This window comes from Virgibacillus kekensis (genome assembly GCF_042654125.1).
GTDB lineage: Bacteria > Bacillota > Bacilli > Bacillales > Amphibacillaceae > Lentibacillus > Lentibacillus kekensis.
Genome location: NZ_JBHSFU010000006.1, coordinates 210158 through 232569, shown reverse-complemented (window position 1 = coordinate 232569; position 22412 = coordinate 210158). Strand labels below are relative to the sequence as shown.

The 22412-nt window shown below is 42.6% G+C and carries 26 protein-coding genes and 1 other annotated feature; of the genes, 24 read left to right on the top strand and 2 right to left on the bottom strand.

The genetic code is table 11. The features are described 5' to 3' along the window. Positions 1-4: 4 nt before the first annotated feature. From mreC to yajC, 23 genes are all read left to right on the top strand, one after another. Complete coding sequence (mreC, locus tag ACFO3D_RS12110; RefSeq protein WP_390296312.1) at positions 5-889, top strand: rod shape-determining protein MreC; 885 nt, start codon at positions 5-7, stop codon at positions 887-889. Further along, entirely contained in the window at positions 886-1425 is a 540-nt protein-coding gene (gene mreD, locus ACFO3D_RS12105) for a rod shape-determining protein MreD (RefSeq protein ID WP_390296310.1), read from the top strand. Before mreC ends, mreD begins: the two co-directional genes overlap by 4 nt. 105 nt (positions 1426-1530) lie before the next feature. Then, positions 1531-2217 (top strand): septum site-determining protein MinC, encoded by a 687-nt coding sequence (gene minC, locus ACFO3D_RS12100; RefSeq protein WP_390296308.1) that lies wholly within the window; start codon positions 1531-1533, stop codon positions 2215-2217. After that, positions 2210-3007: a septum site-determining protein MinD gene (gene minD, locus ACFO3D_RS12095; RefSeq protein WP_390296306.1), complete on the top strand. Its 798-nt coding sequence runs from the start codon at positions 2210-2212 to the stop codon at positions 3005-3007. The genes minC and minD overlap by 8 nt, the downstream gene beginning before the upstream one ends. A 138-nt stretch (positions 3008-3145) precedes the next feature. After that, complete coding sequence (locus ACFO3D_RS12090) at positions 3146-3913, top strand: peptidoglycan DD-metalloendopeptidase family protein (RefSeq protein WP_390296304.1); 768 nt, start codon at positions 3146-3148, stop codon at positions 3911-3913. After that, complete coding sequence (locus ACFO3D_RS12085; RefSeq protein WP_390296302.1) at positions 3900-4763, top strand: site-2 protease family protein; 864 nt, start codon at positions 3900-3902, stop codon at positions 4761-4763. The genes ACFO3D_RS12090 and ACFO3D_RS12085 overlap by 14 nt, the downstream gene beginning before the upstream one ends. A gap of 78 nt (positions 4764-4841) precedes the next feature. Beyond that, positions 4842-4916 (top strand) — a sequence feature (ribosomal protein L21 leader region). 14 nt (positions 4917-4930) lie between these two features. Next, on the top strand, positions 4931-5239 hold the full coding sequence (rplU, locus tag ACFO3D_RS12080) for a 50S ribosomal protein L21 (protein ID WP_390296300.1): 309 nt from the start codon (positions 4931-4933) through the stop codon (positions 5237-5239). Positions 5240-5254: 15 nt separating this feature from the next. Next, positions 5255-5584, top strand: a complete 330-nt coding sequence (locus ACFO3D_RS12075) for a ribosomal-processing cysteine protease Prp (protein WP_390296298.1) — start codon at positions 5255-5257, stop codon at positions 5582-5584. 14 nt (positions 5585-5598) lie between these two features. Beyond that, entirely contained in the window at positions 5599-5889 is a 291-nt protein-coding gene (rpmA, locus tag ACFO3D_RS12070) for a 50S ribosomal protein L27 (protein WP_390296296.1), read from the top strand. Between the two features lie 284 nt (positions 5890-6173). After that, positions 6174-6704 carry a Spo0B domain-containing protein gene (locus ACFO3D_RS12065; RefSeq protein ID WP_390296294.1) on the top strand — a complete coding sequence of 177 codons (531 nt, stop codon included), beginning with the start codon at positions 6174-6176 and terminating at the stop codon, positions 6702-6704. Between the two features lie 10 nt (positions 6705-6714). Next, positions 6715-7995 (top strand): GTPase ObgE, encoded by a 1281-nt coding sequence (obgE, locus tag ACFO3D_RS12060; RefSeq protein ID WP_390296292.1) that lies wholly within the window; start codon positions 6715-6717, stop codon positions 7993-7995. 27 nt (positions 7996-8022) lie between these two features. Continuing rightward, positions 8023-8874 carry a prephenate dehydratase gene (gene pheA, locus ACFO3D_RS12055; RefSeq protein WP_390296290.1) on the top strand — a complete coding sequence of 284 codons (852 nt, stop codon included), beginning with the start codon at positions 8023-8025 and terminating at the stop codon, positions 8872-8874. Between the two features lie 553 nt (positions 8875-9427). After that, positions 9428-10351, top strand: coding sequence for a SafA/ExsA family spore coat assembly protein (gene safA, locus ACFO3D_RS12050; protein WP_390296288.1), 924 nt, complete (start codon positions 9428-9430; stop codon positions 10349-10351). Continuing rightward, the gene (locus tag ACFO3D_RS12045; RefSeq protein ID WP_390296286.1) at positions 10344-11303 is read left to right on the top strand and encodes a phosphotransferase; all 960 of its coding nucleotides are present in this window, start codon (positions 10344-10346) and stop codon (positions 11301-11303) included. Before safA ends, ACFO3D_RS12045 begins: the two co-directional genes overlap by 8 nt. Positions 11304-11336: 33 nt before the next feature. Further along, positions 11337-12083: an NAD(+) synthase gene (gene nadE / locus ACFO3D_RS12040; protein ID WP_390296284.1), complete on the top strand. Its 747-nt coding sequence runs from the start codon at positions 11337-11339 to the stop codon at positions 12081-12083. 103 nt (positions 12084-12186) lie between these two features. Next, on the top strand, positions 12187-12726 hold the full coding sequence (locus ACFO3D_RS12035) for a YhcN/YlaJ family sporulation lipoprotein (protein ID WP_390296282.1): 540 nt from the start codon (positions 12187-12189) through the stop codon (positions 12724-12726). Between the two features lie 126 nt (positions 12727-12852). After that, a complete protein-coding gene (locus tag ACFO3D_RS12030; protein ID WP_390296280.1) occupies positions 12853-13584 on the top strand; it encodes a YebC/PmpR family DNA-binding transcriptional regulator in 732 nt (243 codons plus the stop codon). 100 nt (positions 13585-13684) lie between these two features. Beyond that, positions 13685-14290 carry a Holliday junction branch migration protein RuvA gene (gene ruvA / locus ACFO3D_RS12025; RefSeq protein WP_390296278.1) on the top strand — a complete coding sequence of 202 codons (606 nt, stop codon included), beginning with the start codon at positions 13685-13687 and terminating at the stop codon, positions 14288-14290. Between the two features lie 15 nt (positions 14291-14305). Continuing rightward, positions 14306-15307: a Holliday junction branch migration DNA helicase RuvB gene (gene ruvB, locus ACFO3D_RS12020; protein WP_390296276.1), complete on the top strand. Its 1002-nt coding sequence runs from the start codon at positions 14306-14308 to the stop codon at positions 15305-15307. Next, on the top strand, positions 15307-15504 hold the full coding sequence (locus ACFO3D_RS12015) for a DUF2905 domain-containing protein (RefSeq protein ID WP_390296274.1): 198 nt from the start codon (positions 15307-15309) through the stop codon (positions 15502-15504). The genes ruvB and ACFO3D_RS12015 overlap by 1 nt, the downstream gene beginning before the upstream one ends. Before the next feature lie 18 nt (positions 15505-15522). Beyond that, the gene (queA, locus tag ACFO3D_RS12010) at positions 15523-16551 is read left to right on the top strand and encodes a tRNA preQ1(34) S-adenosylmethionine ribosyltransferase-isomerase QueA (RefSeq protein WP_390296272.1); all 1029 of its coding nucleotides are present in this window, start codon (positions 15523-15525) and stop codon (positions 16549-16551) included. Between the two features lie 17 nt (positions 16552-16568). Beyond that, positions 16569-17708 (top strand): tRNA guanosine(34) transglycosylase Tgt, encoded by a 1140-nt coding sequence (gene tgt / locus ACFO3D_RS12005; RefSeq protein WP_390296270.1) that lies wholly within the window; start codon positions 16569-16571, stop codon positions 17706-17708. An 18-nt stretch (positions 17709-17726) separates the two neighbouring features. Next, entirely contained in the window at positions 17727-17987 is a 261-nt protein-coding gene (yajC, locus tag ACFO3D_RS12000) for a preprotein translocase subunit YajC (RefSeq protein WP_390296268.1), read from the top strand. Positions 17988-18174: 187 nt separating this feature from the next. Here yajC and ACFO3D_RS11995 read toward each other — a convergent pair whose 3' ends face one another. After that, a complete protein-coding gene (locus ACFO3D_RS11995; RefSeq protein WP_390296266.1) occupies positions 18175-18558 on the bottom strand; it encodes a TIGR04086 family membrane protein in 384 nt (127 codons plus the stop codon). Between the two features lie 236 nt (positions 18559-18794). Here ACFO3D_RS11995 and ACFO3D_RS11990 point away from each other — a divergent pair, with 236 nt between their 5' ends. Further along, positions 18795-20096, top strand: coding sequence for an ArsB/NhaD family transporter (locus tag ACFO3D_RS11990; RefSeq protein ID WP_390296264.1), 1302 nt, complete (start codon positions 18795-18797; stop codon positions 20094-20096). Positions 20097-20849: 753 nt separating this feature from the next. Here ACFO3D_RS11990 and spoVB read toward each other — a convergent pair. Beyond that, positions 20850-22403 carry a stage V sporulation protein B gene (gene spoVB, locus ACFO3D_RS11985; RefSeq protein WP_390296262.1) on the bottom strand — a complete coding sequence of 518 codons (1554 nt, stop codon included), beginning with the start codon at positions 22401-22403 and terminating at the stop codon, positions 20850-20852. Positions 22404-22412: the final 9 nt, after the last annotated feature.

Sequence of the window (22412 nt, the reverse complement as noted above, 5' to 3'; positions counted from 1 at the left end):
TTTTATGCCACAGTTTCGCAAAAAAAGATTATTTATCCTGTTAATCGGGATTATTGTTTTGGTTGCGTTGATTGGATTTTCACTGCGCGACAGGGAAAATCTCACTATGCCGGAACAATTTGTTAAAGATACAGTAGGATGGGCACAGAATTTAATACACACACCAGTTAATTATATGACAAATGTATTCACAAATATTGATGACATAATGGACACGTATAAGGAAAACAAACTATTAAGGGAAAAACTAGCACAGTATAAAAGTCTAGCCTATCAGGTGCAGGAACTGAAAGAGGAGAACTCCGAATTACGTAAGACCCTCGAGAAAACCGAATCCATCAGGGACTACAACCCGATACAGGCAAATGTTATGTCCCGTTCACCGGAACGATGGATTGAGCAGGTCACCATTAATAAAGGGCTGCAGGATGGTGTGAAAGAGGATATGGCTGTAATTACGGCAGAAGGCATGGTCGGGAAAATACAGACTGTATCTCAATTTACAGCAACTGTGCAACTGTTATCAGGCTTTGATCAGTTCAATCGAATATCCGCTTCCGTTTCAAGAGAAGAAGGAAATGACATTTTCGGCTTAATTCAGGAATATGACGAAGAGACCGGCCACTTATTATTCCGCATTATCGAAGAGTCTGAACAGGATCTTAAAAAAGGGGAACTGGTCTTTTCCTCTGGTATGGGAGGAGTCTATCCTCCGGGTCTGCTGATAGGTAAAGTGGAAGAAGTGAAACCTGACCAATATGGACTGACACGGACAGCGCTGGTAGAACCAGCTGCCGACTTATACGAAGTCAGTAATGTCATTGTTGTTGACCGTGCGATGACTGACCCCAATACCCAGAATGAAACAGGGGAGGAAGAAAAGCAATGAAGCGACTGATTATTCCCCTTATTCTTTTTTTGTTTCTGGTTCTGGAGGGTGTCGCACTGGAACTGCTGCCGGTCTCACTAGTAAAAGGTGAACTGGTTATCGTTCCTCATTGGGTACTGGGCATTCTCTTATTCCTTGCTATTTTTTATGACCGGGAGAACACTTATTACAGTATTCTTTATGGGCTGCTGTTTGGACTCCTGATCGATATTGTTTATACAGGAGTATTAGGAGTTTATATGTTCACCTATGGGTTGGTAACATACGGAACCCATGGGTTAACAAAAATGTTCCATGCTAATATTTTTACTGCATTATTGCTTGGCATGGCAGGACTGTTGTTGGCTGAATTGTCCATAAACACCATTTTCTCCGTAGTGGGGATCGCGGAAATGCCGTGGAGAGAATATCTGCTTTTCAGGATGGTTCCTACAGTGATAGCTAATTTATTATTTATGATTATTGTCTATCCATTTTTAGGAAAACGATTTGTCAATTGGGGAGAAGAGCATTTGGCAAGGGATACAGCATTTTAGATACGATGTTACGGAAAAAAGCTGGGGCATTCGCCACACATATTTGCGACTAGCCGGGCTTTTGCAATATCCTTACGTCGAAGCAAATATTGAGGTGAACGTAGCATGCTTGACAGAAAACAGATGATTACCATCAAAGGGACGAAAGACGGGCTGACATTATTTATTGACGACCGCTGCTCTTTCAAGGAGGCGATGGCTGAACTTGAAGAGAAACTGACGGAACTGAACCCCAGGCCTGACGAGCCGGTGGTATCTGTCATTGTAAAGTTAGGCAATAGATACATAGATGGTCAGCAAAAAGAAGAATTGAATAGATTGATAGGTGAGAAAAACCGGTTTTCCATTGTGGCCTTTGAATCTGATGTCGTCCGTCGAGAGGATGCATTGGGCTGGAAGGAAGACAGCGAAGTTAAAGCTGTTAACCGGATAGTAAGGTCTGGACAAGTTCTCGAAGTTACCGGAGATCTGCTGCTTATCGGGGATGTTAATCCTGGCGGCCGGGTTGTTTCTACCGGCAACATTTTTGTAATGGGAAGTCTGCGGGGGATTGCACATGCTGGATCAAAAGGTGACCGGAATGCTGTAATAGCTGCCGCATATATGAAACCGAGCCAACTAAGAATCGCCGATTACATTAGCCGGGCTCCCGATTATGAATCAGATGGTGTTTATATGGAATGTGGTCTAATTGATGAAGCACAGGACAAAATTGTTATTGACCGACTTCAGGTTCTTTCACATAAACGTAAAGATATAAGCGGGTTTGAAAGGAGAATGTACAATGGGTGAAGCAATCGTGATAACCTCTGGAAAAGGAGGGGTTGGTAAAACTACTACTACTGCAAATCTTGGAACAGCCCTTGCCCTCATGGAAAAGAAGGTCTGCCTGATTGATACGGATATTGGTTTGAGAAATCTTGATGTTGTAATGGGGCTGGAAAACCGGATTATTTATGACATAGTTGATGTTATCGAAGAACGCTGTAAACTGAAACAGGCACTGATTAAGGATAAGCGCTTTGAGTACCTGTCTCTTTTACCCGCAGCTCAAACAAGTGACAAAACAGCCGTTAGTACAGAGGGTATGAAAAAGATCATTGCTGAACTTAAGCAGGAGTACGACTATATCATAATTGACTGTCCAGCTGGAATTGAACAGGGGTTTCAGAATGCGATTGCCGGCGCTGACCGTGCCATCGTGGTGACCACGCCTGAAAAATCCAGTGTGAGGGATGCAGATAGAATTGTTGGATTACTGGAAAAAGAAGAAATTGAATCCCCCAAACTTGTAATCAACCGAATTCGCAATCACATGATGAAAAGTGGAGACATGCTCGATATTGATGATATTGTTCAGATACTTTCCATTGATTTGATTGGGATTGTAATAGATGATGAAGAAGTCATTAAAGCTTCCAATCATGGAGAACCAGTAGCATTTCAGCCCAATTCCAAAGCCTCGATTGCGTACCGCAATATTGCCAGAAGGATTTTGGGTGAAACTGTCCCGTTGCAATCGCTCGAAGATGAAAAAGGAATGCTAAAAAAAGTTAAGAAATTTTTTGGCATGCGTGCCTGAGTCTATAATATATTTAAAGTTGAAGCATACATTGCACCCAAAATGGTCAATGTATGCTTTTTACTTAGTCCATTAATCATAACTTCTCCAACTCACACATAAACTTGTACAAATTATGGTGAGGGTTGTGAGAAGAATATGAGCAACGGAATCAACCGAGTTAGAAAGTCGATTAACCAGCGAAAAAAGTTGCGTGGCCTGCATTCGAAAGACACAAAGGCTAAACAGCTTATCCCACGGTTTCCACAGGAGGAAGAAAAACATGGGTATTATCCCATGTTCTCTGAATCTGATTTTTCCTCAGAAAGAATGAATTCACGGATTTCCGGGTTTATTCTGAAGGGCATGTTATCAGTGATGCTTTTCTTTGGAGTAGCTTTGCTATTTCAAGTGGATTCGGAATTGCTTACCGAGCCAAAAAATTGGACGAGTAATGCACTAACGGAGGAATTCCCGTTTGCAAGTGTCAATCAGTGGTATCAGGATACTTTTGGTGCGCCTCTTGCTCTAACGCCAGGCGATAAGGACACAAAAGGGGATTCACAACCGCTCGTGCTTCCAGTATCTGGAAGTGTATCGCAATCCTTTCAGGCTAACGGAACAGGCATTATGATTGCACCTGATGAGGCTTCCGAGGTTTCCGCATTACGGGAAGGAGCGGTTATATTCGCAGGTAATGATCCAGAGACAGGTAAAACCGTCATTGTTCAGCACACTGATGACAGTAAAACGATTTATGGAAATCTAAGCAGTATCGATGTCCATCTCTATCAGTTTGTGGACAGGAATCAGAAGCTGGGCGGTTTTGTGCCTGCAGCTGAAAACGAAACGGTTTATTTTGCCATCGAGAAGGATGATACGTATATTGATCCTGTTCAGGTGATTAAAGTCGATGAGACTCCTTAAGAAGTTACCTGCAATCCGTATTCATCCGATACTCCTGATTTTCATCATCGTTTCATTTCTGACTGGTACATTTGTGGAACTGATGATTATCCTGGGGATTGTATTTTTTCATGAATTAGGTCATTACATGATGGCAGCAGCATTTCAATGGCGAATCCGTGGAATTATGCTATGGGTGTTTGGCGGGGTGATGGATACGGATGAGTACGGGACAAGCCCTTTGCACGAGGAGCTGCTTGTCACCATTGCTGGTCCGTTTCAGCATTTATTCGTTTATATGGGGCTTTGGCTGCTTCCTGTTGAACAGATGCTGCCATCTTCCATTATCGAACTTATATTTTTTTATAATACCGTAATTCTACTTTTTAATTTGCTGCCGGTCTGGCCACTCGATGGTGGAAAAATTGTTTTCCTTATTTTATCTGCCATTCTCCCATATCGTAAGGCGTATAATTATGTTATACTATTCTCACTCTGTACATGTTTTATTGTTTTGGTTGTACAGTTTTTTGTTATCCAGTTTACAATGAGTTCGTTTATGCTGTTTTTATTTTTGCTGATTGAGAACAGGACGGACTGGAAGCAGCGGTACTATGTTTTTCTTCGTTTTCTGCTGCAGCGGTATTACGGAAATACCGACCTGAAGGGAATCCGGTCGATTGAAGTTTCATATGACAATAAACTGATTGAAGTCTTCACCCGGTTCTATCGTACAAAAAAACATTCCATTTTTGTAACGTACCCTGACAGGACAAGGCTTCCTATTGATGAGATGGATTGTCTCCATAGCTATTTCCATAAACGACAACACCAGCAGTCAATTGGTGAAATCGCCGAATCCGTGTCCTAGAAATAATCAGGAATTTTTACCGCAGCTTGACAAACGTTCCTGTGACATGATAGCATTAATACGTTATTCATCGTAGCACCAGTGCTACAACCGCACAGAACAGGTTATTAAACTCCTTTAGAGGATACCTGTATGGCGAGTCTGAGTTAATTAGGGAGGTGCAGAGTATGTACGCAATTATCGAAACAGGCGGTAAGCAGGTAAAAGTAGAAGAAGGTCAAGAAATCTACGTTGAAAAAGTTGCAGCAGATGCAAATGAATCTGTTACTTTTGAAAAAGTACTTTTCGTAGGTGGAGATGACGTGAAAGTTGGCGCACCATATGTTGATGGTGCAACAGTAACGGCTAAAGTTGAGAAGAACGGTCGCCAGAAAAAGGTAACTGTTTTCAAATACAAGCCAAAGAAAAACTACCATCGCAAACAGGGTCATCGTCAGCCTTATACTAAACTTGTCATTGAAAAAATCAATGCATAATAAAGGATACGGCATATGATTAAGGTAACTGTGTATCGGAAGGGAAACCTGATAAGCAATTTTGAACTGTCCGGGCATGCAGAGAGTGGACCTTATGGTTACGATCTGGTGTGTGCGGGAGTATCAGCGGTTTCATTCGGTGCAGTAAATGCAGTTATGGAGTTATGCGAATCCGAACTGGAAGTTGAACAGGGGAGTCAGGGTGGATATCTTCGGGTATTCATACCGGATGACATAGATCAGATTACTATGGACAAGATTCAACTTCTGTTTGAAGGTATGTTGGTTTCATTGAAAACTATTGAACAGGAATATAGTGAATTTATTTCTATACAGACTAATTAAGGAGGTGCAGGTAAATGCTACGTCTTGATTTGCAGTTTTTCTCACAGAAAAAAGGTGCTGGTAGTACTAAAAACGGTCGTGATTCTGAATCCAAACGTCTAGGTGCTAAGCGTGCAGATGGTCAGTTCGTAACAGGTGGCTCCATTCTGTTCCGTCAGCGTGGAACAAAAATCTACCCTGGTGAAAATGTTGGCCGCGGTGGTGACGACACACTATTCGCTAAAGTTGATGGTGTTGTTAAGTTCGAACGCTATGGTCGTGACCGTAAAAAAGTAAGTGTCTATGAGGTTGCTCAAGAGGCATAAATTACTGTGAAAAAGCTTCAGTCGAATTTTTCGACTGAAGCTTTTTTTAGTGCTGATAAGTTTGGCTATAGCACCACTTAGGAATCACGGTCGGGCATAGATCTGTAATTTCGATAAACACTTTCCGAAAACATTGCTGATTTCAACCTCCCAGTTATCATAAATTGCCGTATAGCGAGGTATCCAGGGAGATATCTTTTTTATCAACATGGATGCTTTTACTTTGTGGATGTAATATTACTCTATTTCTGCTATACTTTTTGGTATTATTGGGGAGGGATAATGTGGATGAGAATGAGATTATCAGTATACTTAGGCATTACCGGCATGATTTGCTGAATCAGTTGCAGATTATTCAGGGCTATGTGAGTATGGGTAAAACTGATAAAGCAAACATGAAAATCCGGGAATATGTACAGGATTTGCATGAGGAACGTAAACTAGCAAATTTGGACATTCCGAAATTCGCCCTGTATTTGATTCGGTTTAATTCCCTACATACGAATTTTCGGATGACGTACCATATATACACAGAAAACAGTGAGCTGTCCAGGGTTGAGGAGCGTATGCTGGAGCAATGCCGGCAGTTTATAGGAGAGATTGAGAACGCAGCGGATGAAGCCGTGCTGTATGATATTACTCTTGAAATGAATGATACGGATTCCTCGTCTGTGGTAGATTTGAATTTTAACATAACTGGTAATTTTCCGAGTGAAACGAGACTTATTAGTAATATAGAAAATATGGGACTGGACATTATTGCTTCATGGAATGAGGAAGCACTAGTTTGTTCATTAAAGGTTCCAAATCAATGAGGTGACAACTATGTTTGTGGATCAGGTTAATGTATATGTAAAAGCTGGCGATGGTGGCAATGGACTTGTTGCATACCGCCGGGAAAAATATGTTCCAAAAGGTGGTCCGGCCGGTGGCGATGGCGGTAACGGCGGGGATGTGGTATTTAAAGTAGATGAAGGTCTTAATACATTGATGGATTTCCGCTATAACCGTCATTTTAAAGCTAAACGCGGTGAAAATGGGATGAGTAAGAATCAGCATGGAAAAAATGCGGATCCGCTGGTGGTTGCTGTGCCTCCTGGAACCACGGTATACGATGAAGAGACCGGAGAAACGATTGCGGACTTAACTACGCATGAGCAGGAAGCAGTTATCGCTCAAGGTGGCCGAGGTGGCCGAGGAAATTCCCGGTTTGCCACACCAAGAAATCCGGCACCGGAGTTTGCAGAAAACGGGGAACCAGGCCAGGAACGCAATATCAAGGTAGAACTGAAATTGCTGGCAGATGTCGGCCTTGTAGGTTTCCCGAGTGTCGGGAAGTCAACCCTACTGTCTGTTGTTAGTGCAGCCAAACCTAAGATTGCGGATTATCATTTTACAACGCTTGCTCCGAATCTGGGTGTAGTGGATACAGGGGACCAGCGGAGTTTTGTAATGGCGGATCTCCCTGGTTTAATTGAAGGAGCACATGAAGGGGTTGGGCTGGGACACCAATTCCTGCGTCATGTTGAGAGAACCCGGGTAATCCTGCATGTAATAGATATAGCTAGCACTGAAGGAAGAGATCCATACGACGATTTTATTAAAATAAATGAAGAACTAAAGGCGTATGATGAAACACTGATGAATCGGCCACAGATAATCGCAGCCAATAAAATGGACATGCCGGGTGCTGAAGAAAATCTTCAAGAATTTAAACAGAAGCTCAACAAAGACTATCCTATCCACGCTATTTCTGCCTTAACAAAGGAAGGGTTGCGGGATATTTTATATGAAATTGCTGATAGCTTGGAAAAAATCCCTAAACATTCCACAGAAGTTGTTGAGACAGAGGAACAGGTTGTATACCGGTATAAAAAAGAGGAGATACCATTCGCCATCACACGTGATCCGGACGGTGCCTTTGTGCTCTCAGGTGTGAAAATCGAAAAATTATTCAAAATGACTGATTTTAACAGAGATGAAGCAGTACAACGCTTTGCCCGTCAGATAAGAGGTATGGGAGTGGACGAGGAATTGCGAAAACGTGGTGCCAAAGATGGAGATACCATTCGCATCATGGATTTTGAATTTGAATTTATCGAATAACTGCCAGCAGGGGAGGAGAAAGAAAAAATGGTAAAGATAGGATATTTGGGGCCACGAGGAACTTTTACAAAATTAGCGGTTGATACCGCTTTTAACGGTGAAGATAAACTAGCGTTTAATACAATTCCTGAATGTATCGATGCAGTAAACAATGAAGAAATTGAAATAGGTGTTGTTCCACTTGAAAATGCAATCGAAGGAACGGTTCAGTTAACAGTTGATTATCTAGTTCATCAGGTAAGGTTGCCAATTATAGCAGAAATTGTGGTGCCAATCGAACAGCATTTGCTTGTTTCGCCTGATTTTAATGGATCTCTGTCAGAGCTTGCCGAAGTTCACTCACACAGCCATGCAATTGCACAATGTCATCAGTACCTTCATAAACATTTGCCTGAAGCTGCAATCAACTTTACGTCTTCCACTGGGAAAGCGGCGGAAGTTGTTAGCAAAACTGGCAAGAAAATCGCAGCAATCGGCAATAAGCTGGCCGCAGCTGAATATGGGTTGAAGATTTATCAGGAAAATATTCATGATTACCCGAATAATCACACCAGGTTTGCCGTCTTGGCAAAACAGAGGGAAGATGTACGGATTAAGCATGAGCAAGACGGAGAAAAGACAACCCTGCTGATTACATTGCCAAGTGATTATGCTGGCGCGTTACATCAGGTTTTATCTGCATTTTCATGGCGTAAAATGAACCTCTCTAAAATCGAATCCAGGCCGATGAAAACGGGGCTTGGAAATTACTTTTTTATTGTGGACGTGAACCAGCCGTATGATGCCGTTTTATTCCCAGGTGTGAAGGCAGAGCTGGAAGCACTTGGCTGTAATGTTACGGTACTGGGTACATATCCCGTCTATCAAATGAAACTTTGAGATCAGAGGCTGTCGCACATGCGGCAGTCTTTTTAGTTTGAAATTTTATTGTTTCCTAATCCTTGTAATTTTGTAAAATTGAGTAATGAAATGGAACAAGCTTTCTAGCATTTGCCTTTAGGAAAATTCCAACGCCGAAGCTCCCTGAAATACTGTCCGATTAACTGTCAGCTGAAATTGAGTTAACCGCTTTTGGCGGAACCTCATTCCGCTATTCAAGTGTTTCCCAGTCAAAGTCGATTGAAATTGTACATATAGTGGAATCAGGTTCCGCATATCCTCGTTCCGTATCACTTCACAGCCTATTAACGGAATGAGGTTCCAATTCGCTTTACTGCCGGAACTTCATTACGATATATTCTAAAATCCCAAGCGTTATATTTAGGCTCTTCCCACTAGTTGTAAAAACATCTCCTAATTACAAACCAAACTGCAATGTAAGATTGTTGGATTGTCCACATAAATTTTATTTCAACATTTCCCATCTGCTGCATATGTTGATAGTGAGTGTTTTGCCCAGTATTGAATCGAAAAGAAAGGAGAATGGTCTGATTTGAGAATACACATTGTCCAAAAAGGTGACACCTTATGGGAAATCGCAAAGCAATATAATGTAGATTTTGACCAGCTAAAAGAGGCAAATCCACAATTATCAAGCCCAGATATGATCATGCCTGGAATGAAAATCAAAATTCCAAGTACATCGAAACCGGTCAAAAAAGAGAGTGTTAAACCAAAGGAAACTCAAAAACCAGTCCAACAACCAATCCAACAACCAGCTCAAAAGCCAACACAGAAGCCGACACAGCATCCTTACAAGGATACCTCGCCAAAGCCACAGCCGGTCATGAAAGAAGATGATACCGTCAAACCAAAACAGATCCAGCCGAAGATGCCGATGCCGCAGTTCTCAAAGCAAGCACTTTTTGAACAGGAGATGAACCAATATACAACGATAAATCTTCCGCCAGCACCTAAGCATGAAGCAAAGCCAATGCATCACATGCACAAGCCAATGGTTCCTATGTGTCCGCACTGCCATAAACCATGTTGTCCACCGCCTATGCATCATGGCTATCAACATCAAGGTTATCAGCATCATGGCATGCACCCCGGTTACCAGCAAGGCATGCATCACGGACACCCAATGGGTCCTGCTAAGAAGGATTGCGGATGTGGTGGTCCTAAACCAATGATGTATCAGCCACAGCAGTATGCGGGTGCAGGGTACATGGAATCAAGTGAGTCGTCCTCAAGTATGGAAATGCCGAAGAAACCAATGTATTCCCCGCAGATGGGTGGCTATGGACCGCAAAACCAGCCATTTACCGGATATAATCCGAATATGCCGCCGCACTTCCATCCGAATTTCCGCTATCCTTCTGGCCAGGATGTACCATATCCTGCACCACCTGGATATCCTGGATATAGTGGAGATGATTTTAATACAGAAGAGGATGAATCGAGTGGTGATTAATCCCAAGCAAGGAGACGAGATGAACTATCATCGTCTCTCTTCTTTTTTGTCCAGCGAAGGGAAGCTGGGACTTCAACAGCTATCTCCTATAAATCGGAATGTTTATTACCTGGAAACCGAATCTGGTGAGTCACTGATCCTGAAAAAACACCGAAACAAATCACGAATGCTGCAGCAATGGGATTTTTTTGAACAGTTTAATAGCTCAATGGCAGTGCCGTTTTGCCGCTTTCCAAACGGACAGAAATATTTATTAACTGAAGGTAGGTACTGGACGGTTTCCCGCTATCAGTCCGGTAATAAACTGAATTACAACGATGAGCGGGATCGAGTGTCAGCAGTTGACACCCTAAGAATGTTCCATAATGAGGCCCTGGGGATTAAAATTCCTACCCCAGGAAGGAAAGAGAAATTTTACTTACGCTGGTATGACCGGCTGGAATCCTTTAAAAAAACAGATGTGGTGTTTGTGAAACATGGTTTCGAAACCTTGTTTAAGGATATAGTACAAACATCGGAGAGTACGCTTAGGTTTATTTCCCGGTTTCCCTGGGTACGAGTAGAAGAGGAAGCGAAACATATTGGCAGATGGATACATGGGGATGTAGCCTCCCATAATTTTATCCGGGGTGAGAAAAAGGTTTATCTAATCGATTTTGATCTGTTGAATAACGCCCCGCCGCTATATGATTATATGCAGCTTGGTCAGAGATTTTTACCGTATATAGACTGGGATCTTGAACGGTTGCTGGCGTACCATATGGTTCATAGGAAGTATCTTAAGGCCTGGCTGGCTGTCATTCTGGTACCGAGTGATATTATGCGCGAATGGTTGCACTTTCTGTATGGAGAGGCGAATAAGACACCCGAAGAATATCTTTACAAAATGGAGCGGAACTGGGAACGGCGTAAAACATTTTCAAAGTCTGCCAAGAAAGTGCTAAAATCATAATAGGGATTTTTTCAGGAAAAGGAGCGGGAGAACATGGAAAAACATGTAGATGAAATTGTGCAATGGTTGAGACAGCAAGTAAACGACGCCGGTGTAAATGGCTTGATGGTAGGAGTGAGTGGAGGACTCGATTCCTCCGTTGTCGCCCATCTGATTAAACGGGCATTTCCTGAAAACTCTCTGGGTGTTATGATGCCGCTGAATAGTAACCCAGAGGATATGGAACATGGTCAAAAGGCAATAGACAGTTGTGGAATTAACTCGCTAACGATTGATTTGTCAGAGACACATAATGTTATGTACAGCGAGATAAAGGAACAGCTTAAGGGAAAAGGCGATTTCGAAGAAGAGAATGATCAATTGGCAGGAGCTAATTTGCGGGCTCGCCTTCGTATGAGCACCTTGTATGCTATAGCTGCCAATTATAATTATCTTGTGGTAGGGACCGATAATTCAGCCGAATGGTACACGGGTTATTTCACAAAGTATGGTGATGGCGGAGTGGATATCCTGCCAATTGTCGAGTTCACAAAAGGAGAAGTTCGTGAAATGGCAAGTTACCTTGGTGTTCCAGATGAGATTGTCAACAAAAAACCAAGCGCAGGTTTATGGGAAGGCCAGACAGATGAGAAAGAGATGGGCACCACTTACGATACAATCGATGCTTATCTGAAAGGTGAAGAAGTACCTGAAAAAGATAAGGAGATTATCGAAAAAATGCACAAACGTACCGAGCATAAACGGCAACCGGTTAATCAGTTTCACCGGTCCTCGTATTAACAAGTGCGAACTTTCCCTATACTTTTTTCCATAGTAACGAATAAATACTGATAGTATAAAATAGCCTCCCCTAACCAATCTAAGGATAAGGGAGGTTTTTCATATGATAAAAAAAGCAGGTTTGCTTCTAGTGCTTGGAATGATTCTTGCAGGTTGCGGAGGTGGCAATCCAGAAGCAGGCCAAGATAATACAGGTGATAATATTCAACCAATTAATTACGAGGATAACCAAGAAGAGCAGGAAAGGCTTGGAATTAAAGAGGAGAGTCTTGGTGAACGGGGTGGATACCCACAGACCAATATGAATGAAATGAACACCGGGGATGAGGATGCACAATCGGATATATATACCAATGAAGTTTCCGTGTCGATTGCCAACCATTTGAAACAGCGCAGGGAAATAGTCCAGGCGCAAGTGGGCATTCTTGATGACCGGATTGTTGTCGGAGTTATGCTTGACGAGAATGTAGCGGCCAACATGAAAGATATTGTTAAACGCGAGGTGGAAAGCATGATGCCGAATAAAGAAGTTGTGGTATTTACTGAAGATATATACTGGGATCATATGAGTAACCATGATGCATCTCCGGATGAACACAGTGAGATGCATGAATTTCTCAGAGAGTTCTTCGGGAGAGAGTAATTAAGAGTCTTTGTGAATTCAAGGGCTCTTTCTTTTTACCTATCGTGGTCTGGCGAACTTTCCCTTTATAGATAACAGTTTTTTTGATATAGTAAAAAAGGAAATTCCCAGAGAGGAGAATGTCCTATGGCTGGCCATTCTAAATGGAAAAATATACAGAAAAGAAAAAATGCACAGGATGCCAAAAAGGGTAAAGTGTTCATGTACCACGCAAAAGAAGTTTACAATGCGGCTAAACAGGGTGGAGGAGACCCTGATACAAACGCATCCCTAAGGCTTGCGATTGATAAAGCGAAGGCAGACAACATGCCGAATGATAATATAGACCGTGCTATAAAAAAAGCTACGGGTACACTTGATGGAGCAAGCTTTGAAGAGATTACCTATGAAGGATATGGACCAGGTGGAGTGGCAGTTATCGTTAATATTCTTACGGATAACCGAAACAGAACCGCTGCAGAAATAAGGCATGCATTCAAGAAACATGGCGGAAATCTTGGGGAAAATGGCAGTGTATCCTTTATGTTTGACCGGAAAGGTTATATAGCCATCGCAAATGAAGACGGTAAAATCGACGAGGATGATATTACCCTAGAAGCAATCGAAGCAGGTGCTGATGATATCGTGACTGAAGATGATGGATATGAGATTTATACTGCACCGGAAAGCTTCAACGATGTACGTGACCATCTTCGTGTAAGTGGATATGATCTCGAACAGGCAGAAGTAACCATGATTCCGCAGACGTATAGTTCACCTTCAGAGGACGATATGGAGAAGATGATGAAACTTATTGATACCCTTGAAGATAACGAAGATGTTCAGGATATCCATCATAATCTTGAAGAAGCAGAGTAAACGGTTTGACAAAACTTCTATTCGCATGAATAGAAGTTTTCTTGCTTTCTTAAATGTATAGTTATGGTAAAATAAGTGAAGAAATGTGAAGGAGAAAACGATGATTTCATACATACGAGGAATTCTTTCAGCTATTCAGGATGACGCAATAGTTGTCGAGGCAAACGGGGTAGGTTATGAAGTTATTTGTCCAAACCCGTTTGTATTCCAAGCTGAACTTCATAACGAGATAAAAATCAGAACCTATCATTATGTCCGGGAAGACACCCAGGTGCTGTACGGATTTAAAAATGATGATGAAAAATTTTTGTTCACGAAACTTATTTCTGTTTCAGGTATTGGACCTAAAGGCGCATTAGCGGTACTAGGCACCGTTGATGTAGGGAGTTTTGTGGAAGCGGTTGAACGTGAAGATGATAAATTTTTGACAGGTTTTCCAGGCGTAGGAAAGAAAACAGCCCGTCAAATTATTCTTGACCTCAAAGGCAAACTTACTACAATGGTTTCTGTCAGTGAGGCAACACAGCTTGACGCAGAGCAAACTTCCCAAGTATCAAAAGGGCTGAAAGAGGCGCAGGAAGCATTGAAGTCACTGGGATATACCGACCGTGAAATAAAAACGGTTATTCCACAACTGCAGAATGAGGTCGGAAGTGATACGGATCAGATCATCCGTAAAGCGCTGGCATTACTTATGAAAAACTAATTAGGGGGGATAATGATGGAAGAGCGTATGGTTACAGGCGAACTGCAGCAAGAGGACTCTGCCGTCGAATTAAGTCTCCGTCCAACTAGTCTGAACCAGTATATCGGACAGCAGAAGGTGAAGGAGAATTTAAGCATCTTCATAAAGGCTGCCAGAATGCGAGAAGAACCGCTCGATCATGTGTTGTTATATGGTCCCCCCGGACTCGGTAAAACAACACTTGCTGCCATAATAGCAAACGAGATGGGTGTGCAGTTTAGATCAACATCAGGCCCTGCAATTGAACGAGCAGGGGATCTGGCGGCAATTCTTTCGTCGCTTGAACCTGGAGATGTGCTGTTTATTGATGAGGTGCACCGGCTGCCGCGGTCGGTTGAAGAAGTCTTATATCCGGCAATGGAAGACTTTTTCCTTGATATCGTGATTGGAACAGGTCCAAGTGCCCGGTCGGTCCGTATAGATTTACCGCCATTCACATTGGTGGGGGCCACAACCAGGGCTGGTTTACTTTCAGCTCCACTGAGGGACCGTTTTGGCGTACTCAGCAGACTGGAATATTACGAACCGAAAGACCTTTGTTCGATTGTGGAACGCACTGCCGAAATATTTGAAACATCGATATCCCCGGACGCAGCTGCCGAAGTCGCCCGCCGATCACGCGGTACACCCCGGATTGCCAACCGCCTGTTAAAGCGAATCAGGGATATTTCCCAGGTTAAAGGGGAAGAGGAAATTAGTCTTGGAACAACTGAACAGGCGCTAAAGATGCTTCAAGTGGATGATGTAGGGCTGGATCATGTGGATCATAAGCTGCTGAAAGGTATTATCGATGGATTTAAGGGTGGCCCTGTGGGTCTGGATACAATTGCAGCGACAATTGGTGAGGAATCTCAGACGATAGAGGATGTATACGAGCCATTTCTTTTGCAGATAGGCTTTATTCAGCGAACACCAAGGGGCCGGATTGTCACTCCAAAAGCATATCAGCATTTTGGGATTATAGGGAATGATGCATAATGAATGCAGGAAAATTATTTATCCTTTTGGGAATAGTGTTTCTAATTATAGGTGTAATCTGGACGTTTTTTGGACGACTTCCAGGTGATATCAGCTTCAAAAAGGGTAACTTTTCGTTTCATTTTCCAATAATGACCTCAATTGTGGTCAGTATTGTCCTAACGCTGATTTTCTTTATAATAGGAAAATTCAGGTAAAATAGTAAGGAGAGCACTATGAATATTGAAGACTTTGATTTTGATTTACCCGAAGAACTAATTGCCCAGACACCACTTAAGGACCGGACAGCTTCACGGTTGCTGGTGCTGGATAGGCAGAAAAACAAAATTGCACACCGTCATTTTGCGGATATAAAGGATTATCTGAGAGAGGGCGACTGCCTGGTGCTTAACGATACAAAAGTATTGCCGGCCAGGCTTTATGGTGTGAAAGAAGATACAGGGGCAAAAGTAGAAATTCTTTTGCTTCATCAGCAGGAGGAAGACACATGGGAAGTACTTGCCAAACCAGCTAAGAAAGTGAAGATTGGTACTACCATTGAATTTGGTGGTGGTAAGATTCGGGCTACATGTACCGATTTGAAGGACCACGGTGGAAGGATTATGAAACTATCTTATGAAGGAATTTTATATGAAATACTTGATGAGCTGGGTGAAATGCCGCTTCCTCCTTATATAAAAGAACAGCTGCCGGAAAAGGACAGGTATCAGACAGTATTTGCAAGAGAAGAAGGTTCAGCTGCCGCGCCGACAGCCGGGTTGCATTTTACTACTGAACTTCTTGATGAGCTGAAAGATATGGGTGTGACCATCGCGTTTATCACGCTTCATGTTGGGCTTGGAACATTTCGGCCTGTAAGCGCTGATAATATTGATGAGCATGAAATGCATGCTGAATTTTACCATATGACAAAGGAAACTGCCGAAACGCTTACTGAGGTCAGGGAAAGTGGCGGAAGGATTATTTCGGTCGGAACGACATCAACTCGCACGCTGGAAACTATTGCACGGGACCATGGTGGTAAATTTGTGGAATCGAGCGGCTGGACGGATATTTTCATTTATCCGCCATACGACTTCAAGGCAATCAACGGACTGATCACCAATTTTCATTTACCTAAATCAACCTTAATAATGCTGGTCAGTGCGCTTGCAGACCGGGAAAGCATCTTACACGCGTATCATGAGGCTGTAAAAGAACGATACCGATTCTTCAGCTTTGGCGATGCGATGTTAATTCTATAAAAAAAGGAACGAATACTATGACAGCAGTAACGTATGAACATTTTAAGACGTGCAGTCAGACTGGGGCTCGTCTCGGCCGAGTCCATACACCACATGGCTCATTTGACACTCCGACTTTTATGCCAGTGGGTACACTTGCTACCGTAAAGACGATGAGTCCGGAAGAATTAAAGCAGATGAATGCAAATATTATCCTTTCCAACACATACCACCTATGGTTGCGGCCGGGAGAGGATATAATCAAAGAAGCAGGCGGTCTGCATAAGTTCATGAACTGGGACGGTGCCATTCTGACTGATTCTGGTGGATTTCAGGTGTTCAGTTTAAGTGATATGCGTGATATAAAGGAAGAAGGGGTTCATTTCCGCAATCACATCAGTGGAGAAAAACTGTTTCTTTCACCAGAAAAAGCAATGGAAATACAGAATGCACTTGGGTCAGACATTATGATGGCATTTGATGAATGTCCGCCGTATCCAGCTTCTCACGAATATATGAAATCCTCCGTGGAACGCACTTCACGTTGGGCTGAACGCTGTATTGAGGCACACCAGCGACCTGAGGATCAAGGGCTTTTTGGAATTATTCAGGGCGGCGAGTATGAAGATCTTCGCAGACAAAGTGTCCAGGATCTTGTATCACTTGATTTCCCGGGATACGCAATTGGAGGACTTTCAGTTGGTGAACCCAAGGATGTGATGAATAATGTACTTGAATTCACCACTCCATTGTTGCCGGCGGATAAACCGCGCTACCTAATGGGAGTAGGATCCCCTGATTCACTGATAGACGGAGCTATCCGGGGAATTGATATGTTTGACTGTGTATTGCCTACACGTATTGCTCGTAATGGGACATGCATGACATCTAACGGAAGACTCGTTGTCCGAAATGCCAAGTATGCCCGTGATTTTAGTCCGATTGATGAGCACTGTGACTGTCACGTCTGCAGAAATTACTCCAGAGCATATATCCGGCATCTGATAAAGTGTAATGAAACATTCGGTTTCAGACTTACTACTTATCATAATTTATATTTTCTGTTAAAATTGATGGAGCAAGTACGAACAGCGATTAGCGAGGATCGACTTGGCGACTTTAAAGAGGAATTCTTTGAACAATACGGCTTTAACAGGCCGGATGCAAAGAACTTTTAAGAAAGGGGGTTATTATCAATGGATATGCTTGTATCTTTAGCACCTATTATTCTGATGTTTGTCATCTTCTATTTTCTGCTTATCCGTCCACAACAGAAGCGGCAGAAGCAGGTTAAACAGATGCAGTCTGATCTGAAAAAAGGGGATGCAGTGGTTACAATTGGTGGGTTCCATGGTGTGGTTCATGCACTGGACGAAGACACTGTAATCATTCAGTCTGGCGACGGTCAAAAACTAACATACGATCGCTCAGCAATCAGAGAAGTTAAAAGCCAGTAATAGTTTAACTGTATTTCGTATACAGCTGGAGTTTCGCCATACTTATGTGGTGTGACCAAGTATTCTATTACATAAATGCAAAGAAAGAAGCCAGTACAATTTGTTCAATCAAATGTACTGGCTTTTCTTTGTTTTCTTCTTAGTTGCCTAGCCGTAACTATGACATTAGCGAAATTCAATGTTACCACTATTTCTTTTCCTCGGATACGGACACATTCACCCCTATAACTCCACCAACGAGGGATGCCAGTACAAATCCTGCATGATGCAGAGACTGTTCTAGTGAAAACCCTTGCTGATAGCCAAGATACTGTACAAGGAACGTGAATAGGGTAAATCCGAGCCCCGTGACTGACCCAATAATCCATCCCTTTTGCTTTCCTTTCACTCCGGCAACAATTCCGCCAGTAAATAACGAGATAATACCTGCAGCCAGTGTTACCCACGAAAGCGTCGCTTCGTCCATACCTGTAAACCGGAGCAAGAATGCAAGAATTATACTTGTTAAAAGAATCAGTCCTAAAATTACAATCCAGCCATACATTAGTGCGATAAATTGTTGTCTGCGCATGAAACTGTTCCTCCTTTCGGTGATTGTCCATGTACTGACATTCTATTCATCGTAATTAAAAATAGACTGAAAATATTTTGCCTGTCCCGGCATATATTTGTATAAAGGGAATTTTTTTATTTTGGGATGGGGCAGTAAGAATAAGGAACACATTGTATATGCTTCCCCAGCGCCATAAACTAAAAATCTTAATTTCAGGCCAAGATTGTAAAGTTTCTATGAAGAGGATGCTGAAAATGGATGTAATTTTAGCAACGGTTATTTTTGTGATCAGTTACATATTTATTATGACGGAAAAAATCAACAGGGCAGTTATCGCGCTTTCTGGTGGCGTTTTGTTGCTACTGACGGGTATTTACAGTGCAAACGATATGTTCTTTCAATATATCGACTGGAATACGATTGCTCTTTTATTTTCCATGATGCTGCTTATTTCCATTACGGAGAAGACAGGATTGTTTACCTTTATCGCAATCCGGTTTGCACAGAAAGTCCGCGGTTCACCAATCCCCTTATTTATTGGAATAAGTATTCTTACAGCGATTGGGTCTGCTTTATTGGATAATGTGACAACAGTTCTAATCTTTGTACCAATAATCCTTAAAATAACCAGCCAGCTTAATTTGCCATCGTTTCCGTATCTACTGACAATTATTTTCAGTTCCAACATAGGGGGCACTGCAACACTGATTGGAGACCCACCAAACATTATGATTGGACAGGCTGTAGATCATTTGAATTTTTTATCTTTTCTTGTTCATCTTGCACCGCTAGCACTGCTTCTCTTTGTCATTATGCTTTTTGTGCTTGTTTTTCTTTTTCGTAACACCCTCACAGCGAGTCAGGGAAATGTAGAGGAACTGCTTGCAACCGACGCTTCGGCTTTTCTTGTGAAAACCCCGATGCTTTATCAGTCAATAGCTGTCCTTAGTCTGACGCTAACAGGGTTTTTGTTGCATTCATTCCTGCATATCGAGTTGACAGTCATCGCCTTGAGTGGCGCAATCCTTCTTTTGCTGCTGACTGAGAAAGAACTGGAGACAGAACAGGTCTTTGCAAAAGTAGAGTGGGTAACCTTGTTCTTCTTTATCGGTCTTTTTACGTTGGTGGGTGGTCTGGACGCGGTGGGCATAATCGATGAGTTGGCCCGGGCAATTGTCCTTTCAACCGAGGGAGACTTTTCTAAAACAGCGCTGTTAATATTATGGATATCAGGATTATTTTCAGGTATTGTGGATAATATACCGTTTGTTGCAGCTATGATACCGGTAATTCAGGAATTTAAAAGCTATGGAATGATATATTTGGATCCAATCTGGTGGTCATTGGCTCTAGGGGCTTGCCTCGGTGGGAATGCAACACTGGTCGGAGCATCAGCCAATGTGGTTGTTGCAGGGCTTGCAGAAGGGGCAAAACAGAAGCTTTCATTTATCCGATTTATGCTTTATGGTATACCTTTTGTCCTGTTCTCACTAGTTGTTTCAACCATTTACATCTATGTTAGATATTTGATTCCTTATATGTCCCAGGGGTTGTAAAAGAGGTTGAGACAAAAAGTTTATAGGTCACATAAAATACGAACTATTAAGCTAGTTCGTATTTTATATTAGCAAAACTTCGTATAATTTATAAAATGCGAAGTAACAGCCGTACCTACCGCTACGTCAGAATACTTCGCTTTCACCACTCCGGGTGCAAGGTCAACATCTGTTCAAGCTAAAGCTTTCACAGTGTTTCCTTTGCCGGGGGCACGGCTTCAGCCTCTTCGCGGAAACACCGCCGCTGCGGGGTCTTCGGGCTCGTGCTGTTCCCCCAGGAGTCTACGCATTCTGCCTGCGCTAATATGCGTTCACTATTTGATAAGATTAAGAGGTCAATGTAAATACAGTACGAATCAGCCTCAATCCAGCTGAGGAAATGTACGAAGACTCCTGCGGGAGGAAAGGCCTCGTTGAGACCCCGGAGTGCAAAGCACGAGGAGGCTCAACAGCCGCCCGGCGGCAAAGGAGACACTGCGAATTTATGAGCAGATGTCGCACTTGCACCCGGAGTGGTGAAAGCGGAATGTATTTCCGGAGCGAAGCTACGAGTTACTTCGCATTTTATATCAACTCCACAATAAGTCTACCTATAGAGGGGTAACATTCCAAGACTCTCAGGCTAATTCGTTCGTCTTTAGTAAGGCAAGTTTTAGTTATGTCCCAATCTCTTTTAATACTGCTATATATTATCTAAAAAAGTATTAAAAAAAACATCGACATCCGTTACGGCCAGACGAATGTCGATGTTTTCTAATGTATCCATTTTTGTAGGTAAGGAATTTGCCTGAGTTCCTCTTTGGTGATAAAACGCAGTACGAACAGCAATACAATATAGATACATGAAAGGAGCAGAAGAACCAGCATGAACAGAAACAGGTTCGATTCAAGACCATTGTAGAGGTTCTTAAGAAAAGTTCCCACAAACCAAGTCAGAAAGATTAATAGCGCCATTTTTGTGATATCCCTGAAAGGAATCGAAAAGCCGATTTCTTTTCGAAGGCTTTCCAGATGAAGGAAGGTTACAAGAACGACACCGACTGCCATTGCAATGGCTACCCCCATAATCCCAAAATCAGGGTTGGATGCTAGTAGAAATAGAACGGTGAATTTGACAGCGGCCCCGATAAGGCTGTTCCACATTGCTGGTCTTGCCAAGTCAAGCGCCTGGAGTGCTGCTTGTAATGGTGCCTGAATATAAAGTAAAATGAAAAAAGGTGCCATTAAAACCAAAAATTTACTTGCATTACCTGTTCCATACATATAGGTCAGGATTGGTACGGCAAACAGGGAAAGAACAATAGTTGCAATTGCCCCTGATGCGAACGAAATACGGATTGATTGATGGATTCTGTAGTGGATAAGCTGCCTATTTTTGTTGGCCTCCGCTTCCGAGACTGATGGCACCAGCGCGATGGACAGTGAATTTGTTATAAATGTCGGTAAGAATAGCAACGGCAGGACATATCCGGTTAGCTCTCCGTATTGCCTCGTGGCCATTGAACTCGATAAGCCCGCTATCAGTAGACTCTGTGCCACAATAATCGGTTCGAGAAAATAAGAAAATGAACCGATCAAACGGCTTCCAGTACTCGGGAGAGCAATAGAGAACAGTTCCCTTACTGTATCTCGGCTCGATTTTACATACGTGAAAAAACGATGGCGGATACTAACAATCTTACGGCGTCTGAACTGATAGATTAGAAATAGCAATGATGCAAATTCACCAAGGATTACACTGAACATTGCCCCTGCTGCTGCATATTCAATACCGAGCGGCAGCAGAAGTTTTACGAAGAATGCAACACAAGTAATACGTACAACCTGCTCAATTACGAGTGCATAACTTTGTGGCTTCATATTCTGCCGTCCCTGAAAATATCCTCTGAGCACAGAGGAAACAGCAATTATAGGGACAATCGGGCTAATTGCAATCAATGGGTACATTGTCCGTTCATCAGTAAGTAGAGTACTTGCAATAAAGGGAGCAGCTATAACCATACCTATTGTAAAAAAAATACTTAGTGTACAAGTGATAAGCAGGGATACAACCAGAATCCGTTTGATTTTCTGTTTATCGTTCCGGGCCTCAGCTTCGGATACCCGTTTAGATATTGCAACAGGCAAACCGAGCTGTGTAATGGTGATCACGAGAAACAGGGTTGGCAATGCCATCATATACAATCCGACGCCTTCTTCACCCATCAGCCTGGCAACAACAAGCCGATTGATGAATCCCAAAAGGCGAGTAGTCATACCAGCGAGAATCAGGATTAGCGTACCTTGCAAAAATGTTTGTTTGGTCAATATTGCCGA

What these genes read in the sequence shown, in the direction of transcription:
- mreC (WP_390296312.1), top strand. Translation starts at nt 5, where the DNA reads ATGCCACAGTTTCGCAAAAAAAGATTATTTATCCTGTTAATCGGGATT.
- mreD (WP_390296310.1), top strand. Translation starts at nt 886, where the DNA reads ATGAAGCGACTGATTATTCCCCTTATTCTTTTTTTGTTTCTGGTTCTG.
- minC (WP_390296308.1), top strand. Translation starts at nt 1,531, where the DNA reads ATGCTTGACAGAAAACAGATGATTACCATCAAAGGGACGAAAGACGGG.
- minD (WP_390296306.1), top strand. Translation starts at nt 2,210, where the DNA reads ATGGGTGAAGCAATCGTGATAACCTCTGGAAAAGGAGGGGTTGGTAAA.
- ACFO3D_RS12090 (WP_390296304.1), top strand. Translation starts at nt 3,146, where the DNA reads ATGAGCAACGGAATCAACCGAGTTAGAAAGTCGATTAACCAGCGAAAA.
- ACFO3D_RS12085 (WP_390296302.1), top strand. Translation starts at nt 3,900, where the DNA reads ATGAGACTCCTTAAGAAGTTACCTGCAATCCGTATTCATCCGATACTC.
- rplU (WP_390296300.1), top strand. Translation starts at nt 4,931, where the DNA reads ATGTACGCAATTATCGAAACAGGCGGTAAGCAGGTAAAAGTAGAAGAA.
- ACFO3D_RS12075 (WP_390296298.1), top strand. Translation starts at nt 5,255, where the DNA reads ATGATTAAGGTAACTGTGTATCGGAAGGGAAACCTGATAAGCAATTTT.
- rpmA (WP_390296296.1), top strand. Translation starts at nt 5,599, where the DNA reads ATGCTACGTCTTGATTTGCAGTTTTTCTCACAGAAAAAAGGTGCTGGT.
- obgE (WP_390296292.1), top strand. Translation starts at nt 6,715, where the DNA reads ATGTTTGTGGATCAGGTTAATGTATATGTAAAAGCTGGCGATGGTGGC.
- pheA (WP_390296290.1), top strand. Translation starts at nt 8,023, where the DNA reads ATGGTAAAGATAGGATATTTGGGGCCACGAGGAACTTTTACAAAATTA.
- nadE (WP_390296284.1), top strand. Translation starts at nt 11,337, where the DNA reads ATGGAAAAACATGTAGATGAAATTGTGCAATGGTTGAGACAGCAAGTA.
- ACFO3D_RS12035 (WP_390296282.1), top strand. Translation starts at nt 12,187, where the DNA reads ATGATAAAAAAAGCAGGTTTGCTTCTAGTGCTTGGAATGATTCTTGCA.
- ACFO3D_RS12030 (WP_390296280.1), top strand. Translation starts at nt 12,853, where the DNA reads ATGGCTGGCCATTCTAAATGGAAAAATATACAGAAAAGAAAAAATGCA.
- ruvA (WP_390296278.1), top strand. Translation starts at nt 13,685, where the DNA reads ATGATTTCATACATACGAGGAATTCTTTCAGCTATTCAGGATGACGCA.
- ruvB (WP_390296276.1), top strand. Translation starts at nt 14,306, where the DNA reads ATGGAAGAGCGTATGGTTACAGGCGAACTGCAGCAAGAGGACTCTGCC.
- ACFO3D_RS12015 (WP_390296274.1), top strand. Translation starts at nt 15,307, where the DNA reads ATGAATGCAGGAAAATTATTTATCCTTTTGGGAATAGTGTTTCTAATT.
- queA (WP_390296272.1), top strand. Translation starts at nt 15,523, where the DNA reads ATGAATATTGAAGACTTTGATTTTGATTTACCCGAAGAACTAATTGCC.
- tgt (WP_390296270.1), top strand. Translation starts at nt 16,569, where the DNA reads ATGACAGCAGTAACGTATGAACATTTTAAGACGTGCAGTCAGACTGGG.
- yajC (WP_390296268.1), top strand. Translation starts at nt 17,727, where the DNA reads ATGGATATGCTTGTATCTTTAGCACCTATTATTCTGATGTTTGTCATC.
- ACFO3D_RS11995 (WP_390296266.1), bottom strand. Translation starts at nt 18,558, where the DNA reads ATGCGCAGACAACAATTTATCGCACTAATGTATGGCTGGATTGTAATT.
- ACFO3D_RS11990 (WP_390296264.1), top strand. Translation starts at nt 18,795, where the DNA reads ATGGATGTAATTTTAGCAACGGTTATTTTTGTGATCAGTTACATATTT.